The sequence below is a fragment of the Streptomyces sp. RLA012 genome, from assembly GCF_056270325.1.
Genome location: NZ_JBWDPA010000002.1, coordinates 2,559,239 through 2,579,520 on the forward strand (window position 1 = coordinate 2,559,239; position 20,282 = coordinate 2,579,520).

Here is a 20,282-nt window from a genome sequence, read left to right on the forward strand (position 1 = left end):
CCTTCACAAGGGTGGCCCCGGCACCGCGCACACAGACGCGGGAAAAGGAGAGAGGTCAGCCGGAGGCCACGGGAGTGGACTTGATGAACTTCCGGATGTGGGCAGCGCCCAACTCAACGACAGCCATCGGTCACACCTCCCATACGCACTCAACCGACAGTGGTGGCCGACCGGCCACCACTGGGACGAGAAGAAACCTAGCCTCCGACTCCCACGGAGCGCCAACCATTATTCGACGAGGAGCCCGGGCGCACCTCAAGCCCCGAGACGGACGCTGTCCATCAAGGCACTCGTCCGATTGGTTCAGGCCAACTTCCGATCGCCATGGGTCTCTCTTGACCCTCAGGTTCCACCTGTGACTATGTTGATCTCCTTGCGGGGAGCCCAACCAGGCTGCCCGCAAAGGGTCTTTGCCCACCGGAGATACCGGTCGGCAGCGGGGGGACACATCGTCAAGCCTGAGGGCCGGGACACGCACGCCCGCGCAGAGCGCAGAGCCACGTATGCGCAGATCCCCCCTTTCCGCCATCCCGTACGCCCATCAGCGATCCCCGAACAGCGAGGAGAGGCTGCCTCATGGCCGACGAAAAAGTTCTTGCCGCCCAGCAGTGGGTCAACACCACCTACGGTTCGGTGGCGGGATACGCGGCCTGTCCCGAGAACGGGCAGACCGGCTGGTCCACCATGTACAGCCTGACGATGGGTCTGCAACACGAGCTGGGAATCAGCCCTGTTGTGGCCAACTTCGGCGCCGGCACCCTCTCGGCGGTGGCCGCTCTGGGAAACATCGGAATCGGCTGGCAGACGAAACCGAACATCGTCAAAATCATCCGCCACGGGCTCTTCTGCAAGGGCTATTGGGGCGGGGACACCGGGGTGGTCTCCTTCGACTCCGTCGCCTCCGCGTCAGTCGACCTGATGAAGGAGAACATGGGCCTCACCCGCGATGGCGGGGTGGTCCAACCCAAGGTCCTCAAGGCGATTCTCAACATGGACGCCTACGCCGTCCTGTCCGGCGGCGACGACAAGGTCAGATCCATTCAGCAGTGGCTCAACGGCCGCTACTGGACGCGGAGTACGTGCACCATCGGCCCCACGGACGGCCACTATTCCCGCGATGTCCAGCAGGCCCTGATGAAGGCCATCCAGATCGAGAGCGGCATACCGGAGGCCCAGGCCACCGGAAACTTCGGCGCCGGAACTCAGGCCGCGCTCAAGGCCCATTCCGTTGGCCCCGGCTCGTCCGGAATCTTCATGCAACTCTTCTCCGCGGCCTGTGTGTTCAACGAACCCGTTCTCACCGCCGCCGAGGACGATCAGCGCACCCACTTCACCGACAGCTGGGACTCCGACATCGCGGGCTGGGTCAGCGGCTCCAGGCGTTCTCCGGGTTCGCCACGTCCGAGCGCTCGGGTGTGGGCGACTACCTGACCTGGGCCCAACTCCTGGTGTCCATGGGCGATCCCGACCGCGCGGCCACCGGATCCGACACCGCGTACACGATCACGGCGTCGCGGGGACAGCGGATGCGCGACGACAAGTACCTGTATGTCGGCCGCTACCTGAACGAAGCCTCGGCCGGCGGCGGTTCGAAGATGCTGGAGGAGGGCGAACTCGACAACATCTTCGGCGCGGGCCTGCGTGTCTTCCCCATCTTCCAGGACAACGGCAGAACCCTCGCCGAGTACAACTCCGGCAACGGCTACACCCACGGCCGGCTGGCCCACGACCAGGCGGTCCATTTCGGCTTCAACCGGGGCACCGTCATCTACTTCGCCGTCGACTACGATGCGACCGTGGAGGACATGCCGAAGATCCTGGAGTACTTCCGGGGTGTCACCTCCGGCCTCGCCTCCAAGGGAAAGCGTTACGTGCACGGCGTGTACGGCTCCAGAAACGTGTGCGCCCAGGTGACGCAGGAGACCTACGCCAGATACTCGTTCGTCTCCGGAATGTCCTGGGGATTCTCCGGCAACCTCGGCTTCCCGCTCCCCTCGAACTGGTCCTTCAACCAGATCAAGGAATACCAGGTCACCAACGGCACCGACGTGTTCGCCCTGGACCGTGACGTACACCGGGACGGTTCCGACGACGGACAGGGCGACGTCAACCGCGCCGTCTCCCCCGCGGCCGACCTCCTCGCGAACATCGACCAGTTGTACGGCCTGGCGCAGAACTACGGCAGCGGGGACCCGAACCGGCTCGTCACCGACTACTACCGCCAGGCGCGTTACTCGGACTACAGGTGGACGCAGCTGATAGGCGATGTCGACTGGGACTTCGTCGCCTACGCCGACAGCCACGGGGCGGATCTGCTCTCCGAATTCACCGACCCCTTCACGGGACAGACCCTGGGCCCCCAGCATCTGCTCGCCACCACCGCCGGGCACATGATCAAGCCGCCCCTGGCCGACCACACCCACGCCAACGCGGGTGACGTCGCCGGATGGGCCGGAGACGTCATGACGTTCTACGGGAACTGGCGTCACGACAGCGACTCGGTCGCCTCCGGCTACACCTACTGCACCCAATACATGGCGAAGATCGGTGTGTCCTCCAGCTTCAGCTTCGAGGATCTCATCGAGGACGTGGACGGGTTCCTCCTCGCCGAGAAGCTGCGAGCAGGCAAGGCCATCACCACGGCCCTGCGCGAGCACTACGAACAGACCGGCGGAGCGACCCGCTTCCAGGACTTCCTGTCCAAGCGGTTCGACAGCACGCGCTCCACGGCGCAGGACGCCGCGCACTACATCCTCACCGCGCTGGACTCCCCGATCATCAACCTCGGACGGGTCGCGCTCGAGTACGAAGGCGGAGGGGTCCTCATCATCCTTTCCCACACGCTTCCGGACGACCTGCTTCAGCCCTTCTGTCTCGGTTTCGCGGAAACGCTGTTCGCCCGCGCCGGGCTGGAGGAGAGCAGCCGGACGACGCTGCTGGCCAACCACGCCAAGCTTTTCTCGGGCTCCGCCGACTGATGGGTTCCTGGTTCCTGGCAGTTCTCCTCGTGGCGTGCGGCCTCGCCTTCGTCCGCCGCCAAGAGGGCCGGCGGCTCGTCAGCATCGTCAAGGCCTCCGCCGTCACGGGAATTCTCTGCTACGTGGTCGGCTGCTTCCAGGTCGTCATGACCATCCCGGCACACGCGTGCCCCGACCAGCTCGAACTGCGCCCGACGGTCCATCTCATCCGTTACGACAGCGGCATTCTGCCGCCGCAGGCGACCTGCCACTGGGACAACGGCGCGCAGAAGGACTTCGTGAGCGGCTGGGTCAATCCACTCGCCCTCACCTGCGCGGTCGTCCTGACGGCCAGCCTGGTGGCGGCGCTCGTCCTCGCCCACCGCCACCGGAATCTCCGGAAAGGACGCACACGTTGAACGACACCACTCGCCCCTCCCGCACGCTGACCCGCCGTCAGACCCTCGGCCTCGCCGCGGGCATCACCGCCGGAACCCTCGTCGCCGCGAGCCCGAGCGCCCAGGCTGCCCCGCGGTCGAGCGGATGGCGGGGCAGCCGGACCCAGAACCACTGGCCGGTCGTCGACGCCGCCCACACGGAGACCTCGCGGATCGAGGGCACCAACGTCTCCGTCCCCCTCCTGAAGGGCGACGTCGCCACCGTGCTTCTTCACGTGGCCCGCCGGTTCAGCTACGAGATCGACACGCTCCGCTCCGGCGACGTCCAGGGGTACTCGACCGACCGGGCCGTCGGCGCAAACTTCGAGTCGAACCGTCTCTCCGGTACGGCGATCACGATCCGCCCGCTCTTCTACCCGCTCGGGGCGCAGAAGGGCACCGGACTCTCCGACCTGGAGAGGGTGGTCGTCGCCGACATCCTCGCCGACTGCCAGGGGGTCGTCGGCTGGGGCGGAAACGCGGACCCCGTCAAGGAGTCCCACTTCCAGATCAACGTCGGCCCCGGTGATCCCGAGCTGACCCGTCTCGCCGCGCGCATCCGTGGCGAGGATGCCTCCCCCGGCACCGGCGCCGGTTCGATCGACCCGTTCCTCCCGAGGCGCCGCAGAAAGGCCGCGGCGTACCTCAAGGACGTGCCCACTCCGGCGCCCTTGTCCTGATCGCCTCACTCCTGTGCCCCGGCCGTCAAGCGACGTCCGGGGCACAGGAGTCACTCCTTCGGTGGGCTACGTGAGGTGCGCGACCTTCGTTCGTACTCGATCGGGGCCCATGCGGGCCGCGGTCTTCTTGAACCACCTTTCTCCGTGCAGGAGTTCACGCTTGATACCGGCAAATAAGGACTCCGCAAGGGCATTGCCATAGCTCGATCTGACACGGCCCACCGAGCGGCGCACCCCTTGCTTCCGACAGACCGCCGCAAACGCCTCGGACGTATGGTGGGTGCCCCGGTCGGAAGCGTCGCCGACGGGCAGACACATGATGGCATCCGGATATCCCGGCTATCCGCATCAGGCATGCCACCCGCTTGTGGTTCACCGCCGGGCCGTGCTCCCGCAGCTCGCGCGTGATGTGGGCAACCCCGTACGCGCCCCGGGCGGCACCATTATTGGCCCATATCCGTTCCGTCAGCGCCCGCTCGGCCTCCCGGCAGGCCTGCTCGCGCAGCCGCTTCAGCTCCTCGCGCTCCGACGGCGCCATCGCCTCACCACGGGCCCTGCCGCGCCGGCCTCGGCGGAACGCACCCATTTGCGCAGCAACTCGGTGCTGACCCCGAGTTCCTTGGCCCCAGCATTGATCGACCGGCCGGTGGACGCCACCAGCTCGACCGCGTCCCGCTTGAACTTCTCCGAATGCCAGGCGCGGTCGAAACAGTCCGTCTTCCACACTGCCGACGTCTTGACCTCGCCGGCGATGACGGCGGACTCCCAGGCCAGCGCGAGGAAGCGCTCGATGCGGCCGAGGTCGAGTTCCAGGGCGAGCGATACGGCGACGACGGCGTGGTCGACGTTGGCCGCGAGGATCTGCCCCTCGGAGCGCTTGGAGGAGGTGGAGCGCACGAAGGCCGTACGACGCGGCAGATACGTCCGTACGTAGCGCGGGTTGCCCGCGGGTTCGACGGCGACCCAGTCGCCGGTGCACACGACCCGCATCGGATCGTGGGGTGTCACGAACGCGGTGTCCGCACGCACGACCCCGTCGGCGGTGACCACGTCGCACTGCCCGCGGTCGACCCGGAGCACCCGCCCGGCGAGCAGTCCCTCGGACTCGTACGGGACGAACTCGTCGGCCCAGGCGTCGTCCCAGCCGTAGGGAACGAGCGCGGAAAAGGGTGAAGCGGGGAAAGCGGGAAAAGCAGAAGCGGAAGTCAAGGGAAACCCTTCACAAGGGCGGCCCCGGCACGCGCGCTCAGGCGCGGAGAAGGAGGAAGGTCAGCCGGCGGCCACGGAGATGGACTTGATGAACTTCTGGATGCGGGCAGCGCCCATCTCAAAGACAGCCATCGGTCACACCTCCTCAACCACTCTCAGCCAACACCGGCGGCCACTGGCCGCCTCGGGACAACGTAACCCTAGCCACACGTCTCGGATGATGACCCGGAGGTGGTGCTGCGGTCTTCGCCTTGCTGGTGGTGCCGGCGGCCCGTTGAATGTTACGGACAAGCTGTGTGCGGCAGTGGACTGTCTTTTGGTGGCTGTTCCGAAGCGAGGTCGAGTCGGCGGGCGAGCCCGGCGACGGTCGGGTTCTCGAACAGCGCGCGCACCGGAAGCTCGACGTCCAGCTCGGCCCGTACCCTGCCGGTCAGCCGCAGGGCGAGCAGCGAATGCCCGCCCAGCGCGAAGAAGAAGTCGTCGTCGGCGCCGACGGAGGGTACGTCGAGTATCTCGGCGAACAGTTTGGACAGGACCGCCTCCGAGCCTGCCGAGGTCACCCGGCCGGTACGTGGGGCGAGCAAGGACGGGAGGGTGGGCGCCGTGGTCTCCGGCAGGGCGTGATCCCGTGCCGGCGAATCCGCTGTGGACTCCAGCTCCGAGACCACTTGGTGCAAGGCTTCGACCAGTGCGGTGCACACCCAGTCGGTGCCGATCGACGGCAGCGCCTGGGCGACGAGCAGGAAGCCGTCCGCGGAGTCGTCGACCGACAGGAAAACCGGGTAGTTCGTCCGTTCCTCGCCCGCCAGGAGCGTGACGCCCGGCACTATCTCCGTCACCCCCGGTTCCAGCACGACGGACGTGGCGTGCCGGTAGTTGAGGACGGTCGTGAACAGCGGCAGTCCGGCGTCCACCGCACCGCACCGCTGCGCCCGTGCCAGCGAGGCGTGTTCGTGGCGCATGAGTTCGGCCAGGAGCCGGTGCGTGCTTCGCACGCACCCAGCGACGTCTCGCGCGCCCGCCGCCACACGGACCGGCAGCGTGTTGATGAAGGCGCCGATCCCTCGCGGCGCGTCCGCGCCGCCCCGCCCGGACAGCACCGTACCGAACACCGCGTCGTCCTGGCCGGTGGTGCGTGCCAGCGCCCGTCCCCAAGCGACGTGGAACAGCGTCGCCGGCGACACCCCCGCTGCTCGCGCCGTCCCCCGTACGCGCGCGGCCAGCTCCGGGTCGAGCCACGTCCGTGCCTCGTCGACGCCGAGGCCGTTGCCCTGCACGTCCAGAACGCCGAACGGCGCCGTCGGCCCGGTCACCCCGTCCAGCATCCGCCGGAAGAACCCGTCGTGCTCCGCCTCCTCCGCGTCGAGGACCGACCGGGCGACCACCGTGCGGTACGGCACGGGGGCCGGCAGCCGCCCGCCGGTACCCGCCATGTGCGCGCCGATCTCGGCGAGCAGAAACTGCAGCGACGTGTTGTCGTCCACCATGTGGTGCAACAGCAGCGAGACGAGCCAACGCCCGTGTTCCGCGTCGAACATGGTGGAGACCCGCAGCAGCGGTGCCGCTTCGAGATCCATCCGGTACCGGCGCGCGTCGACCGCGCTCGCCAGGTCCGCGGCCGAGCCCGGCCCGAGCCACCGGACCGGCAGCTCCGCGTGCCGCCGCACCACCTGGACCGGCAGCGGAAGCCCCCGCCACACCACCGCGGTCCGGAGGACGTCGTGACGCTCGACGGCCTTGCGCAGCCCGTCGAGGAACGCGTCGAGCCTCTCCCGCGAGTCGACGGCCAGCAGCCCGGAGATCACGTACGGGTCGCCCTCCTGCGCCAGGACATGGTGGAAGAGCATGCCCTCCTGGAGGGAGGTCAGCGGATAGATGTCCTGCACGCCCGCCGCCCCCTCCGGGACGGTGGCCAGCACCCGGTCGATCTCCCCCTGGGTCAGCTCGACCAACGGCAGCATGTCCGGGGTGATCGCCCCGGTCCCGGGCGTCACCAGGTTCGGGGGTACCTCTGTCCCGGCGCCCGGCGCGCCGATCGCCGGGGCGAGGCCGGCCGCGGTCGGTGCCGAGAACACAGCGCGGACGTCCAGCGCTATCCCCTGGGCGCGCAACGCCTCCACCAGCTGCACCACCAGCAGGGAATGGCCGCCCAGCTCGAAGAAGTTGTCGTCGACGCCCACCCGGCCGACGCCGAGAACCTGCGCGAACGTCGTGCACAGCAGTTCCTCGTCCGGCGTGGACGCCTCCCGGCGCGCGTCGTCGCGGGCCGCCGCGTAATCGGGAGCCGGCAGCGCCGCCCGGTCGAGCTTTCCGTTGACCGTGAGGGGGAGGGCGGGCAGCTCGACGAAGGCAGCGGGCACCATGTGCGCGGGTAACGCCGCCGCCATCCACGCCCGCAGCTCACCGGTGCCGAGACCGCCGGCCGACGTCATGTAGCCGACGAGACGCCGGTCGCCAGGTGAGTCCTCACGTACCACGACGGCGGCCTCGCCGACCGCGGGATGGGCGGCGAGCCGCGCCTCCACCTCGCCCGGCTCGATCCGGAAACCCCGCACCTTGACCTGCGAGTCGGAGCGCCCGAGGTACTCAAGACGCCCCTCACGGTTCCACCGGACGACGTCCCCGGTCCGGTACATGCGCCTGCCCGGTTCCCCGAACGGACAGGCGACGAACCGCTCCGCCGTCAGGCCGGGGCGCCCCAGGTATCCGCGCGCCAGCTGGGCACCCGCCAGATGGAGGTCGCCCGCCACGCCCACCGGCACCGGACGCAGCCGCGCGTCCAGCACGTACGCCTCCAGGCCCGGCAACGGCGGACCGATCACGCTCGACGCCCGCGCCGAACCGGACTCCACCGGCAGCTCCTGGCAGCTCGCGTGGACCGTCGTCTCAGTGATCCCGTACATGTTCACCAGGCGCGGCGACTTGGCGCCGTGCCGTGCGAACCACCCCGCGAGACGTGCATGGTCCAGTGCCTCGCCGCCGAGGACCACCGTGCGCAGCGCCAGCCGCGCGGACAACTGCGGCGCCTGTTCGTCGGCGCGCACCAGCTGGTAGAAGGCCGAGGGGGTCTGGTTCAGCACCGTGATCCGCTCACGCACCAGCAACGCGAGGAACCGCGCCGGCGAACGCGAGACAGAGAACGGCACGACAACGAGCCGGCCACCGTGCAGCAGTGCCCCCCACAACTCCCACACGGAGAAGTCGAAGGCGAACGAGTGGAACAGCGTCCACACGTCCTGCGGGCCGAACGCGAAGCGCTCACGAGTCGCCGCGAACAGACTCACGACGCTGTCGTGCGTCACGGCGACCCCCTTCGGCCGCCCCGTCGAACCGGACGTGAAGATCACGTAGGCCGGCTGCCGCGCGTCCACGCCCGGCGTGAGGTTCGCCCCGCTCAGCCCCGCCAGCCGCTCGGCCGTCCCCGGATCGTCCGACACCACGACGGGCACCCCACTCGATATCGCACCGGCGGACGCGGTGTCGGTCACCGCCAGCAGGGGCGTGGAGTCCGCCAGCAAGGAGGCGATACGCTCCTGCGGATAGCCGGGATCGACCGGGACGTAGGCCGCGCCGGCCTTCAGCGTCGCCAGGATCGCCACCACCAGCCCGGCGGAACGCTCCAGCGCTACGGCCACCCGCGTGTCCGGGCCGGCGCCCCGGGACCGCAGCAGGCGCGCGAGCCGATTGGCCCGCGCGTTCAGCTCTCCGTACGACAGAGACTCCGCGCCGTGCGTCAGTGCCGTCGCTCCCGGAGCGCGTGCCACCTGCGCCTCGAACAGCTCCGACAGCGCCGCGCCGGACACCGTCGGCGCCGGACGGCTGCCCAGGGCCAGGACCCGGTCGCGTTCGGTGTCGCCGAGCAGTTCGGCGTCGCCCACCGTCGCGTCGGCCCCGGACCGGACCGCCCAGTCGAGCACGCGCCGAAACCTGTCGGCGTGCTCACCGACGTCGTGCGCGTCGTACCTGTCGGCGGCGGCGTCGACGACGATCTCCATGCCGTCACCGCCTCGCCTGTCGTACACGGCGAGCGACACGTCGTCCACCGGTCCGTTCGACAGGTTCCGGACGCTGACCGCGCACCCGCCGAAGGACGGCGTCGAGTGGTCGAACGACATCACGTTCACGCGGAAGTCGGCGAGACCGCCCCGCTCGACGAGCCTCAGGTCGCGGAGCATGTCCTCGTAGCGGTACCGCTGGTGCCTCAGCCCGCGCCGCACCGACGCCGTGACCTCCCGCACCACCTCGCCCAGCGACATGCCGGCCTGCACGCGGCAGCGAACGGGAAGGACGTTCGAGGTCATGCCGGGTATCCGGAGCCGCCGGGCCCCCGGGCGACCGAGCACGGGGACGCCCACAAGAAAGTCCTCCGCCCCCGTGACGCGGTGCGCGTACACCGCCGAGGCGGCGATGACCAGGCCGGACAGGCTCGTCCTCAGCCCCCTGGCCGCCTCGCGCAGCGCCTCCGCCCCGGCCGGACCGATCCGGTGTGTCGCACGCACCGTTGCCCGCGACCGGGCACCCGCAGTGCCGCGTCCCCCGAAATCGAGCGGCGCGGGCGGCTGCGCGAGCGTCTCCCTCCAGTACGCCTCGTCCGCGGCGCGGTCCGCCGATGCGCGGTACGCTCCTTCGTCCTCGAACAGGACGGAAACCGGCGCCAGCCGCCCCTCGTCCGGGTCGCCGCCGGCCGTCAACGCGTCGTAGACCTGTGCGACGCGTGCCAGGATGAGCGAGCCGCTGAACCCGTCGATGGCTATGTGGTGGCACCGCTGATAGCAGAAATAGTGGTCACCCCCGGCGGTGAGGAGCGCCGTGGTGAACAGCGGGCCCTCCTGAAGATCCGTGGGGCGGCCCATGTCGGCCCGCATCCACTCCTCCGCCGCCGCACGTGGGTCGGCCTCGGCGCTGACGTCCACCCGGCGCAATGTCCAGTCGTCGCGGTCCCCCACGACCTGCCACACGTCCGCGCCGTCACCACCGAACCGCAGATGGAACGCGTCGACCTCGCGCAGCGCCCTCCGCAGTGCTTCCTCGAACGCGGTGAGATCCAACGGGCCCCGGAACTCGAAGTACTCGCCGATGTTGTAGCGAGGGTCGTCGGGGGCAAGCTGTTGGGCGCGCCAGATTCCCAGTTGCCCGGCCATCAAATCCGACCGGGGTGCCTCGCGCTCCGCCATGGACATGTCCCTCAAGGTCGCGGTGGTACGAAAGTGGGTCCGGGTATGCGTGCTTCGATTTACACCGGCACCGTGCCAACTCCCGGCACGACGCGCATACCGATCCCGCGGGCGTGGTAGATGCAGGTGTCATCGCCCCAGAGCCGAGCCTCGGCGAGCGCGTAGCACCCTCGCATGTCCTCGCCGACCTCCAGGATCTCCAGTTCCACCCTGATCAACCGGTTGGCCGGGGTGATCTGACCTCGGTACTTCCAGATCACCTCGTGGTAGAGCATGACGGGCTCGAACCGGGGATGCGGTACACCCGCGGTGAGCCCTCGCTCGATCAGGAAGAACTGGAGCAGCTGGCACATGGCCTCGATTCCGAGTGAACCGGGTTGAACCGGGTCCTGGAAGAAGTGCGCCTTGAAGAACCACTCGCCACTTGCTGGCGCCCGCCGGCAGCAGACTTCCCTGCGGTACGGGGGACGGAAGCCTAGCGGCCGGTGATCGTCAACCTGGAAGCGAGGCCTGGAACGGCGGACGGTTTCCGGCGCCGACGGGCCCGCACAGGGGCCCGTCGGCGCCGGCCGGGTGATGGTCAACTGCACGTCACGGTGATCGGCGCGCGCAGGCTGCGCGGGGGGAGCGTGACGGTCAGGGTGCGGGTCGTGCTGTCGAAGTGGTAGTCGTCGGGGGACAGTTGGGACCCTCCCACTCGGACGGTGCTCGGGGCGTCGACGCCGAGGAGGGAGACGGTCCACCGCCGGGTCTTGACCTGGCCGTGGAAGGCCCCGGTGGTGGGGCTGATCGTCATCGTGCGCCTGGAGCCGTTCTCCCGGTAACGGATCTTCGTGATGGCGCTGTGGCCGGGCCCAGTGGTGGTTCCGTCGTCCTCGTAGAGGGCGTAGGAGCCGGAAGCGCCCGCAGGGACAGTGAGCGTGACCTCGGCCGGCGAGGCCTTGTCGTTGCTGGTGACGTTGCTCGTGCGGGTCGGGACGACGGTGCCGGCCCTGAGGAACACCGGCATGGTGTCGAGGCCGGTGGTGATGTTCTGGGTGGTGCCGCCGGTGTAGGTCCGCCCGGTGAAGTAGTCGGTCCACTGGCTGCCGGGCGGGACCCACACCGAGGTCGTGGCCGTGGTGCCGGGCGTGGTGACGGGGGCGACGAGCATGTCGGGGCCGTAGAAGTACTCGCTGCCGGCCGTGGCGTACGCCTGGGGCTCGTCGGGGTGTTCCAGGTACGTCGGGCGGGTGACGGGGACGCCGGTCGTGTTGGCCTGCCGCGCGAGCGAATAGGTGTAGGGCACCAAGTTCTCGCGCAGGTTGAGGAACCTGTCCGCGGAGGCGCGGGCCGCGGTGCCGTACTGCCAGGGCAGCCGGTCGCTGTGGTTGCTGTGCAGACGGTCGATGGGCTGGAAGGTGCCGAGCTGGACCCAGCGGGCGTACATGTCGTCGGGGAGTTTGTGCGTGGTGTGGGTCGTGCCGTCGGAGGTGTAGGTCTCCGAACCGGTCAGGTTCGTGGTGTCGTTGTGGCCGCCGATGTCGTGGCTGATCGCCGACATGCCGGTGGCGGCCGCCTCACCGGGTGTGTAGCCGACCTCCGCTTTCAGGGTGCCCCAGGATGAGGCGGTGTCGCCGGTGAAGTGGACGGTGGTGCGCTTGTCGGCCCACGGTCCGGTGGGCAGCCCCTGTCGGCCGCTGTAACCGCCCGCCTGCAGGGAGCCGTAGGCACGGGAGACGACGAATCCGCGGCCGATGGTCTTGTCGGCGTCGGTGGCGTACTGCTGGTTGATCCACGCGTCGGGAGTGACGCCGGGCAGCGAGGACTGGGAGTTGTCGCAGCACCAGTCGGGCCACCAGAAGTCGTTGCCCTGCTGGTCCATGGTCTGATGCAGGTCCATGTACGCCTTGAGCTGGTCGGGATCGCCCCAGTCGAAGGTGTAGCAGTCCCCGGGGCCGCTGCTCGCGGCGGGGGCGCAGCCGCCCTTGTGCAGCCTGCCCTTGGCGGTGGCCTGGGCCTGGGCGAACTGCGGGTCGCCGCTGAGGATGCTCGGGTGGATGTTGAGTGTGTTGTGCAGGCCCTGGGAGGCGGCCCAGTCGAAGAACCCCTTCGGATCGGGGAACTTGGCCTTGTCGATCTCCCAACCGCTCCAGGTGTTGGGCGACTTGAAGTCGGTGTCGGTCACCAGGACGTCCAGTGGCACGCCCTCGGAGCGGAAGGCGGGCAGGATCGTGTTCTCGTAGTCGGCGGCGGTGCGGTCGATGTACTCCGAGTACCACACCCCGTACGCCCACTGAGGGAGCAGTTGGGGTGGGCCGGTCAGGGTGGCCAGGTCGGACAGTGCCTGCTTGTAGTCGTGGCCGTAGCCGAAGACGTAGCCGTCCTGGTAGGGCGCGCCGCCACGGGAAGGACGCTGGGTGACCTGGCGGGTGCCCGTGTCGTAGAGAGCCGAGGGAGTGTCGTCGAGCAGGTACCAGCCGTCCTTGTACAGCAGGCCGGGAGCGGTGGTCGGCGCGCCGTTGTCGCCGTCGAGGCCGTCGAGGCTGCGGCGGTAGCCGCCGAGCGCCAGGTGCGGTTGCGGGGCCGCCGAGCCGGCTGCGGTGACGGAGACCGTGTCGAGGTTGACATGGCAACTCGCGGCGTCCGGACAGCCGACGGCGATGTCGTTGGCTCCGGCCTTGAGGGTGACGGGGACCGAGGCGGTTCTCCAGGTGTCCCAGGTGCCGGTGACGGGCAGCGACAGGGTCTGCGCGGTGCCCCCGGAGGACACCGTCGCCGTACGCGTCCGGTAAAGGCCGTCGCCACCGGTCGCGTTGGCGTAGCGCACCTGCAACGCATAGGTGCCGTCTGCCGGTACGCCGACCACGTGGGCCGACATGCCTGCCCCCTGGTTCAGTTCCCCGACGAAGCCACTGCCGGAGTAGCCGGTGTGGTCGGTGGCCACGGTCGCCGAGCCCGAGATGCGGTCGGCCTCCGCCTCGCAGTTCACGCCGAACCCGCAGCCCGTGATCGCGGTCGTGGACGTCGACGGAAAGCTGCCGCCCTGGTCCACCAGAGCGACGCTGTCGATGTTGACGTTGCCGGAGTCCGCGGCGGTCCTCGCCAGGGTGATGGTGTGGTGGCCGGCGCCGAGTTGCACCGCGCTGCTCGCCAGGCCCCACGCATCCCAGTTCGCGGTGGCCGGCAGGCTCACCGACCGGTCCGCGCCGCCGTCCACCGACAACGTCAGGGTGCGTGTCGTGGTCCGGCCGTCGGCCCCGAGGGAGTTGGCGTAGCGGGCGTCGAACCGGTACGTCCCCGCCGTGGCGACGTCGACGTCGGCCGACAGGGAGGTGCCCGTCCCCTCGAAGCCGGCCAGGAAACCGGAGCCGGTGTAACCGGTATGGTCCGAGGCGACGCCGAGCCCGCTGTGGGCCACCTGCTCGGCCTCGCACAGGGCGCCCGGGACACATGTGAGCCGCTGCCACGGCGTGGCGCCGACCGGTGACCCGCCGGCCGACAACCGCACGGAGAGGTTCTGTGCGTCGAAGGGCCCGGAATCCTCCTGGTACCGCAGGGTGAGCGCGCTCGTGCTGATGGTCAGCCAGCCGTCGGACGTGCTTGAGGTGTACGAGGTCGGCGCAAAAGCGGTGCGGCCGATCGCGTTGAACGTCGCGCTGTCGGTGAACTTCCCGTCCTGCGCGTACTCGGTACGTATCAGGGTCGGGGACAGGACCTGGAAACGTGCGTTGCCGGAAGTCACCGACGCAGTACGGTGGCCCGCCGGTACCTCCGCCGACGCCTCTCCGGTACCGGTACCGGTCACGATCATGGCCGCCAGGCTGCTGACGAGGGCGACGACCGTGGCAGGTCTTCGCAGGAAGCGCGCCGTACGTAACGCTGCTCTTCTTCTCACGGACAGCTCCGTCCTGAAGCGGGCCTGTGGGCCCGTCGTGAAGGTGTGCCGGTCCCCGTTCGCGCCCGGTGGAATGTGCCGCTGTACGACATCGTTGTCAACCCCCGCCGTCGAGGTGGTTGCTCCCCGAGGCAGGGCCGCTACAAGATCCGGTGCAGTTGGAACGGAGTTCCGTCGGTCATGCGCCTACGAGTGCGGGTGCGAGCTCTCGCCACGGCTCTGTCGGTACCTCGAAGGGGGATTCCATCAGGACCTGGACGCAGACATGGTCGGCCCCGGCGGCCAGATGCTCGCGTACGCGGCTGAGGACGGCCGCTTCGTCGCCCCATGCGACCAGTGCTTCGGCCAGCCTGTCGGAGCCGCCACGGACGAGGTCCGTTTCGTCGAAGCCGCCCCGCAGCCAGTTGTTGCGGTAGTTCGGCAGACCGGTGTAGATGTCCAGGTGGGCGTGGGCCCGGCGCAGCGCGGTCGCGCGGTCCGAGGCGAGCACGGCGCCCATCTCGACGGCCACGATCTTGTCCGGCCCCAGAGCCGCCCGCACCTCGGCCGTCTGTGCCGGTGTCACCAGATACGGGTGGCTGCCGTCCGCGAGTTCGCGGGTCACCTCCAGCATCCGGGGACCGAGGGCGGCGATCAGGACGGGCGGGCGTGGTTCGTCGGCCTCCGCGGCGCAGAAGGTTGCTCCCGCCATCGCCGTGAGGTACTCGCGCAGGGCGGCAACCGGTTTGGCGTAACTGCCCCCGCGCACCCGCTCGACCAGTGGCCGGTGGCTGACTCCGAGCCCGAGGACGAAGCGCCCGCCGTGGGCCGCGGCCAACGTGCGGGACGCCGCGTTGGCCGCGATCGCGTCGCGTGCCCAGATGTTGGCGATGCCGGTCGCCACCCGCATGCGCCCGGTGGCGGCGAGCAGCAGCCCCGCCTGGGTGAAGGCCTCCCGACCGTAGGCTTCGCCGAACCACAGGGTGCCCCAGCCCTGGGCTTCGAGCTCGGCCGCGATCTGCCCGGCCGCCGCCGGAGGTACCGCGTCGAGGCTCGCGGTCCAGATCCCCACGCGCCCCAGTCCCGCTTCTTCGGCCGCTGTCATGCTGTACCTCTCCTTACGGCGTCGTGGATCAGTGCTTCGGTCATGACGGGACGGTACGAGCCGGGGCCGGGCGGGTGCCGTGACCGTGGCGCTCAAGGTCGTTGACCCGGGCGTTCGCTCCACGGCACATCGCTCAGCCGCCCGGTTGGTAGGAGCGGGGAGCGGAGCCGGTCCAGCGTTTGAAGGCGCGGTGGAAGGCGCTGGGTTCGGAGAAGCCCAACTGCTGCGAGATGTCTTCGATGGAGACGGCGCCCGTGGCCAACTTCGCGATGGCCACATCACGCCGCAGTTGGTCACGGATCTGCTGGAAGGAGGTGCCCTCTGCGGCCAGCCGGCGGCGCAGGGTCTGCGTGCTCACCGCCAGCCGGTCCGCGACATCCCGTGGGTCGGGCATCCGGTCCGGCAGTGACTGCCCGAGCAGTCGGCGCACCTGAGCGGCGGCGGTGCTGCCGTAGTCGAGGCGGGCGAGCACATCGCCCGGAGCACGGCGCAGGAACTCGTGCAGCCCGGCCTCGTCCTGCAGCACCGGTTGATCGAGGACCGCGCGGTCGAGGACGAGGGCGGTGCGGGGGGCCAGGAAAGAGCACGGGGCGCCGTAGAGCAGGTCGTACTCCAGAGCGTGCGGCGGCGCCGGGTGGCTGAATTCCACCCGGGTGAGGTTGATCCTCCGGCGGATCAGCCAGCCCGCGAAGCGGTGCGCGACGACGGTGGCGGACTCGGCGAGGTAGTGATCGGGATCGTCGAAGGCCGTGAGGTCGAAGACGACTCGCGCCTGGTCGTACGCGTCGGTCTCCTCCCCCGACTTCTCCGACCTCTCCGACTCCTCCGAGCCAGCAGGCAGGTGGCCACCCGGTCGACGCCGATGTTCGCCACCCGGCGGTCGGCCTCCTCCAGGATCCGCTCGACCGGGACACCGGAGACCGCCAGGGTGCGCAGCAGCGAGCGGTACTGGCTCATGGCGACGGCCGCCGTGAACCCGTGGCCCATCACATCGCCCATGACCTGGAGGGTGCGGCCCGACGGCAGGGCGATCGAGTCGCACCAGTCCCCGCCGACGAGTGCCCGGTATCCCGCCGGCAGGTACCGGGAGGCCACCTCGATGTCCGGATGGGGGCTGCCGGGCTCGGAGAGCAGCGCGCGCTGCAGTTCCAGGGCCATGGTGTGCTCGGCGGTGTACCGGCGGGCGTTGTCGATGGCGACGGCGGCCCGGGCGGCCAGATCCTGCGCCATGATCACGTCCTCGTCGGTGAAGGGTGCCGAATCCCCGGCCCTGTTCAGGTAGACGACACCGATCGGATGCCCCTTGGTGGGCAGGGGCACCACGACGACGGAGTGGATGCCCGCGGCGCGCATCACCTCCAGGTTGAACTGGGTGTGCACCATCTTCAGCAGCACGTCGTCCGTGACGAGGTTCGTCACCCAGGGGCGACCCGTGTCCATGCACTTGCGGATCGGTGAGTCACGCGGAACGTCGAACCAGTCGCCCTTCCCCGCGATCAGCCGCAGACGGCGGACGAAGTCCGAGCCTCCCGCGGAGGCCCTGACCCGCAGTCTCACGACGCCCGGAACCGGCGGCGGCATGTCGTCGACCTCGTCGTCCAGCGTCCACACGGATGCCTTGTCGGCCAGGCTCGGTACGACGAATTCGGCCAGCTCGGCACAGGTCTCCTCGACCCGCAGCGTGCTGCCGACCCGGGTGGCCGCGGTGTCCAGCAGCGCCAGCCGCTGGTGGGCCTTCTCCAGGTCGTCCACATGCCGACGCAGCTCGCTGACCTCCACCGCGATACCGCACAGGCCAAGAGGCCGCCCTTCGTCCTCCAGCCGGTGGTACACGGCGCTCCACTGTCTGGGCGCGAACGGTGAACTGGCCCGTGTCGTACCCGTGACGGACAGCGCCCGGGGCTCCCCGTCGTCGAGGACCATGCGCAGGACTTCCTCGGAGCGATGGATCTCCGGCAGCACTTCGGCCATGGTCCGGCCGTGGAACGTCGAGGGCGGCACCCCGCTCATCCGGGCCATGGCGTCGTTGACGTACCGGTAGCGCAACTGCTCGTCGAGAACAGCGACCGCGGCGGGCGTACCGTCCAGGACGTTGCGCAGGATCGCGTACTCGCGGGCCTGCTCCGCCACCTCCCCGGGGGCGTCTGCCACGGCGGACAGCAGCGCGTCCTCGGCGCCCGAGAAGAGCCACCCGAGCGGAAGCCGGTCAAAGGCCACGCATGGTCCTCCTCACCCGCACCCTGACGAGGTCATGCCTTGGTTCAGTGTGGCTCAGGCGCCCATGCCCCGCACCCGCAGGGCATGGGCGCCTGCCCGCGATCCGTGCCGCCGTGGCGGGGGGTCGGGTCAGCCGGTGGACACCGCGCACTGCCCGCGGTCGGCCTTCATCGGTCCGGCGGTGGTGGGCCGGACGTCGAAGTCGAACATGGCGGTGGGCACGTACAGCGAGCAGCAGGCGTTGGGGATGTCGACGATGCCGCTGATACGTCCTTCGATGGGAGCGGAGCCGAGCAGCAGATAGGCCTGCTCTCCGCTGTAACCGAACTTCTTGAAGAACTCGACGGCGTTGAGGCAGGCACGGCGGTAGGCCAGTGTCGCGTCCAGGTAGTAGTTCGTGTCGGTGTCGTGGTCGACGGAGATCCCGATGAAGGTCAGGAACTCCGTGTACCTCGGCTCGACGTTGCCCGGAATGAACACGGGGTTGGTGGAGATGCCGTACGTCTCCATACCGCCCTTGATCAGGTCGACGTGGAAGTCGATGAAGCCGCCCATCTCGATGGCGCCGCAGAACGTGATCTCTCCGTCGCCCTGGCTGAAGTGCAGGTCGCCTCCGGAGAGCTTGGCGTCCTTGACGTGTACGGGGTAGAAGACCCTCGAACCCCGGGTGAAGTTCTTGATGTCGTGGTTGCCTCCGTTCTCACGGGCCGGCACCGTGCGAGCGCCTTCCTCGCCGATGCGCCGCGCGAGGTCTCCGGTGGCCGTGCCGGCCAGCGCGTTGGTGCCGTCCGGCGGTACGGCCAGCGGCGGGACCCGGTTCGGGTCGGTGTCGATCAGAGCCCGCTCCCGTGTGTTCCAACGGGCGAGCATCTCGGTGGACGGAGCGGTCCCGAACAGCCCGGGGTGGGTGATTCCGGTGAAGCTGATCCCGGGAAGGTGCCGGGAGACCGCCTGCTGTCCGTGGAAGTCCCATATCGCCTTGTAGGCGTCAGGGAAGTAGTCGGTCAGGAAACCACCGCCGTTGGCCTTGGCGAAGATGCCGGTGTAGCCCCAGCCCTGGCCGGCCGCGTCCCCGGTCTGCTGCGGAACGGGGCCGAGGTCGAGAATGTCCACGACGAGGAGGTCGCCCGGCTCGGCGCCCTCCACGCCTATCGGGCCGCTGAGCATGTGCGGAATGGTCAGGTCGATGTCGCGTACGTCGTTGGCGGAGTCGTTGTTGCCGACCTGGCAGTCGGTCCAGTCGCGGCACTCCAGGCGGAACTCCGCTCCTGGCCGCACCATGGCGACGGTCGGAATATCCGGGTGCCACCGGTTGTGTCCGGGAACGGTCTGTTCACGCATCGACTTGCTGTGGTCCACGGTGAAGAGAATTTCGGGCATGACAGTTCCTCTTTTTTGATCCCGTCAGATTGATCCCGTCAGGTTGGCGCAGCGCCCGGACTCCTGGCCGTCGGAGCGGCGCGGGTGGCGCGCTGCGGTTTCCGGGTGCGCGGCCACAGCCCCAGGAACACCACGATGCCGAAGGCCCCCAGAGCGATGGCGATCTCGGTCGGGTGCTTCCAGTAGCCGGAGAGCAGCAGCCCCGCGGGAATCACGCCGGTGACCCAGCCCTCGATCGCCGTGACCCAGCCCGTATAGGTCTTGAGGTGGTCCATCTTGAGACCGAGCAGCAGGAAGAACAGGAACCACAAGAATGCCCAGTAGAGCCAGATGACCCCGAACGGGTAATCCTTGAAGAGCCGGAAATTGACGTACGAGTATCCCAGCGCGGCAACTGCCACAAACAGCGAGTAATAGCCGACGCCAGTGCTGTCGAGGTCTGCGAGCAGGCTCACACCCACATACAGGTAGGTGAAGCCGAACAGGTAGATTCCGGATGCCGCCAGGATCTTGTTGGGATCACCATCGGCAGTGAAGATGAGGTAGGTCGGCGTCAGCACCTGCAGTGCCCCTATGAACAGGTTGAACACCGCTCCCGACCGGGCATCGACCTTGCCGAGGAGCAGCATCCCATTCATGTAGAGCACCGCGCCGACGAAGAGCAGTCCCGCGTTTCCCACGGGGACGCACCTCCTAAGTCCACGTAGGGGGGAATGCCGTCGCGCCCGCGCCGATGAGTTCCCGAGGGCTACGCCCCTGCTCCCGGCCCGAGTTGCGTGATTCCGCACTCCCCGCACATGAACGGGAACGACGTCCGTGTTCAGACGTCGAAACCCGCCTGAGACGTTCCGCCTGGTCGACCACTTCCCTCAAGGCCGGGGCAACCGCGGGAGCGCGGGGTGCGGGTGGCGTGGAACCCTTCTGGATGGCGGCACTTCGGAGACGACTGCCGGGGCCTCACGGGCCCGCTCCTCCCGTTCGTGGAGGGTGGCGATCGCCTTCGAGGTCAGCCCGAGGCCGGGCGAGGAGTACACACGTCTCGCGGTGCCCGCACAAACAGGGCAGCCATGGACTCGGGGCGCCGTCCCGATCGCCAACTTCACGTCGAAAGGCCCGCAGCGGCCGCATACGTATTCATAGGTCGTCATCAGCAGCCTCCGGATACCGGTGGACGCTGGTCGATCCGAGCGTCTGCGGCGCGCTGGTGAACGCACGCCGCATCGCGTTGATTTCCTTCTCCTTCAAGGAGACGTCTCGTAGATCCACG

Annotated in this window: 15 protein-coding genes and 2 pseudogenes; 4 read left to right on the top strand and 13 right to left on the bottom strand. The window is 69.0% G+C overall.

From position 1 onward, the window contains the following. Positions 1–576 precede the first annotated feature (576 nt). From RV986_RS11970 to RV986_RS11985, 4 genes are read left to right on the top strand one after another with little or no spacing between them, the layout of a single operon-like run. Complete coding sequence (locus tag RV986_RS11970; protein ID WP_475917372.1) at positions 577–1,431, top strand: hypothetical protein; 855 nt, start codon at positions 577–579, stop codon at positions 1,429–1,431. Continuing rightward, on the top strand, positions 1,416–2,978 hold the full coding sequence (locus RV986_RS11975) for a glycoside hydrolase domain-containing protein (protein WP_475917373.1): 1,563 nt from the start codon (positions 1,416–1,418) through the stop codon (positions 2,976–2,978). Before RV986_RS11970 ends, RV986_RS11975 begins: the two co-directional genes overlap by 16 nt. After that, on the top strand, positions 2,978–3,376 hold the full coding sequence (locus RV986_RS11980; RefSeq protein WP_475917374.1) for a hypothetical protein: 399 nt from the start codon (positions 2,978–2,980) through the stop codon (positions 3,374–3,376). Before RV986_RS11975 ends, RV986_RS11980 begins: the two co-directional genes overlap by 1 nt. After that, positions 3,373–4,074 carry a hypothetical protein gene (locus tag RV986_RS11985; RefSeq protein WP_475917375.1) on the top strand — a complete coding sequence of 234 codons (702 nt, stop codon included), beginning with the start codon at positions 3,373–3,375 and terminating at the stop codon, positions 4,072–4,074. Before RV986_RS11980 ends, RV986_RS11985 begins: the two co-directional genes overlap by 4 nt. A gap of 154 nt (positions 4,075–4,228) precedes the next feature. On the opposite strand, the gene RV986_RS11990 is transcribed toward RV986_RS11985, so the two are convergent. The 13 genes and pseudogenes from RV986_RS11990 to RV986_RS12050 form a co-directional block, all read right to left on the bottom strand. Beyond that, positions 4,229–4,660, bottom strand: a complete 432-nt coding sequence (locus tag RV986_RS11990; protein WP_475917376.1) for an IS3 family transposase — start codon at positions 4,658–4,660, stop codon at positions 4,229–4,231. Continuing rightward, a complete protein-coding gene (locus RV986_RS11995; protein ID WP_475924255.1) occupies positions 4,585–4,800 on the bottom strand; it encodes a transposase in 216 nt (71 codons plus the stop codon). Before RV986_RS11995 ends, RV986_RS11990 begins: the two co-directional genes overlap by 76 nt. After that, positions 4,801–5,283: pseudogene (gene rsgA, locus RV986_RS12000) on the bottom strand (GTPase RsgA); the annotation flags it as partial. It lies immediately after the preceding gene. Between the two features lie 281 nt (positions 5,284–5,564). Further along, on the bottom strand, positions 5,565–10,463 hold the full coding sequence (locus RV986_RS12005; protein ID WP_475917377.1) for a non-ribosomal peptide synthetase: 4,899 nt from the start codon (positions 10,461–10,463) through the stop codon (positions 5,565–5,567). A gap of 53 nt (positions 10,464–10,516) precedes the next feature. After that, entirely contained in the window at positions 10,517–11,047 is a 531-nt protein-coding gene (locus tag RV986_RS12010; protein ID WP_475917378.1) for a hotdog family protein, read from the bottom strand. Beyond that, complete coding sequence (locus RV986_RS12015) at positions 11,038–14,250, bottom strand: TIM-barrel domain-containing protein (protein WP_475924256.1); 3,213 nt, start codon at positions 14,248–14,250, stop codon at positions 11,038–11,040. Before RV986_RS12015 ends, RV986_RS12010 begins: the two co-directional genes overlap by 10 nt. 262 nt (positions 14,251–14,512) lie before the next feature. Beyond that, entirely contained in the window at positions 14,513–15,418 is a 906-nt protein-coding gene (locus RV986_RS12020) for a TIGR03620 family F420-dependent LLM class oxidoreductase (protein WP_475917379.1), read from the bottom strand. A 133-nt stretch (positions 15,419–15,551) separates the two neighbouring features. Beyond that, complete coding sequence (locus tag RV986_RS12025; protein WP_475924257.1) at positions 15,552–15,812, bottom strand: helix-turn-helix transcriptional regulator; 261 nt, start codon at positions 15,810–15,812, stop codon at positions 15,552–15,554. Between the two features lie 189 nt (positions 15,813–16,001). After that, positions 16,002–16,142 (bottom strand): annotated as a pseudogene (locus tag RV986_RS12030) (AraC family transcriptional regulator ligand-binding domain-containing protein); the annotation flags it as partial. Next, complete coding sequence (locus RV986_RS12035) at positions 16,094–17,635, bottom strand: PAS domain-containing protein (protein ID WP_475917380.1); 1,542 nt, start codon at positions 17,633–17,635, stop codon at positions 16,094–16,096. The pseudogene RV986_RS12030 and the gene RV986_RS12035, both read right to left, overlap by 49 nt. Before the next feature lie 129 nt (positions 17,636–17,764). Next, positions 17,765–19,015, bottom strand: a complete 1,251-nt coding sequence (fmdA, locus tag RV986_RS12040; RefSeq protein ID WP_475917381.1) for a formamidase — start codon at positions 19,013–19,015, stop codon at positions 17,765–17,767. A gap of 38 nt (positions 19,016–19,053) precedes the next feature. Beyond that, positions 19,054–19,695 (bottom strand): AmiS/UreI family transporter, encoded by a 642-nt coding sequence (locus RV986_RS12045; RefSeq protein WP_475917382.1) that lies wholly within the window; start codon positions 19,693–19,695, stop codon positions 19,054–19,056. Between the two features lie 189 nt (positions 19,696–19,884). After that, positions 19,885–20,163: an FmdB family zinc ribbon protein gene (locus tag RV986_RS12050; RefSeq protein ID WP_475917383.1), complete on the bottom strand. Its 279-nt coding sequence runs from the start codon at positions 20,161–20,163 to the stop codon at positions 19,885–19,887. Positions 20,164–20,282 lie beyond the last annotated feature (119 nt).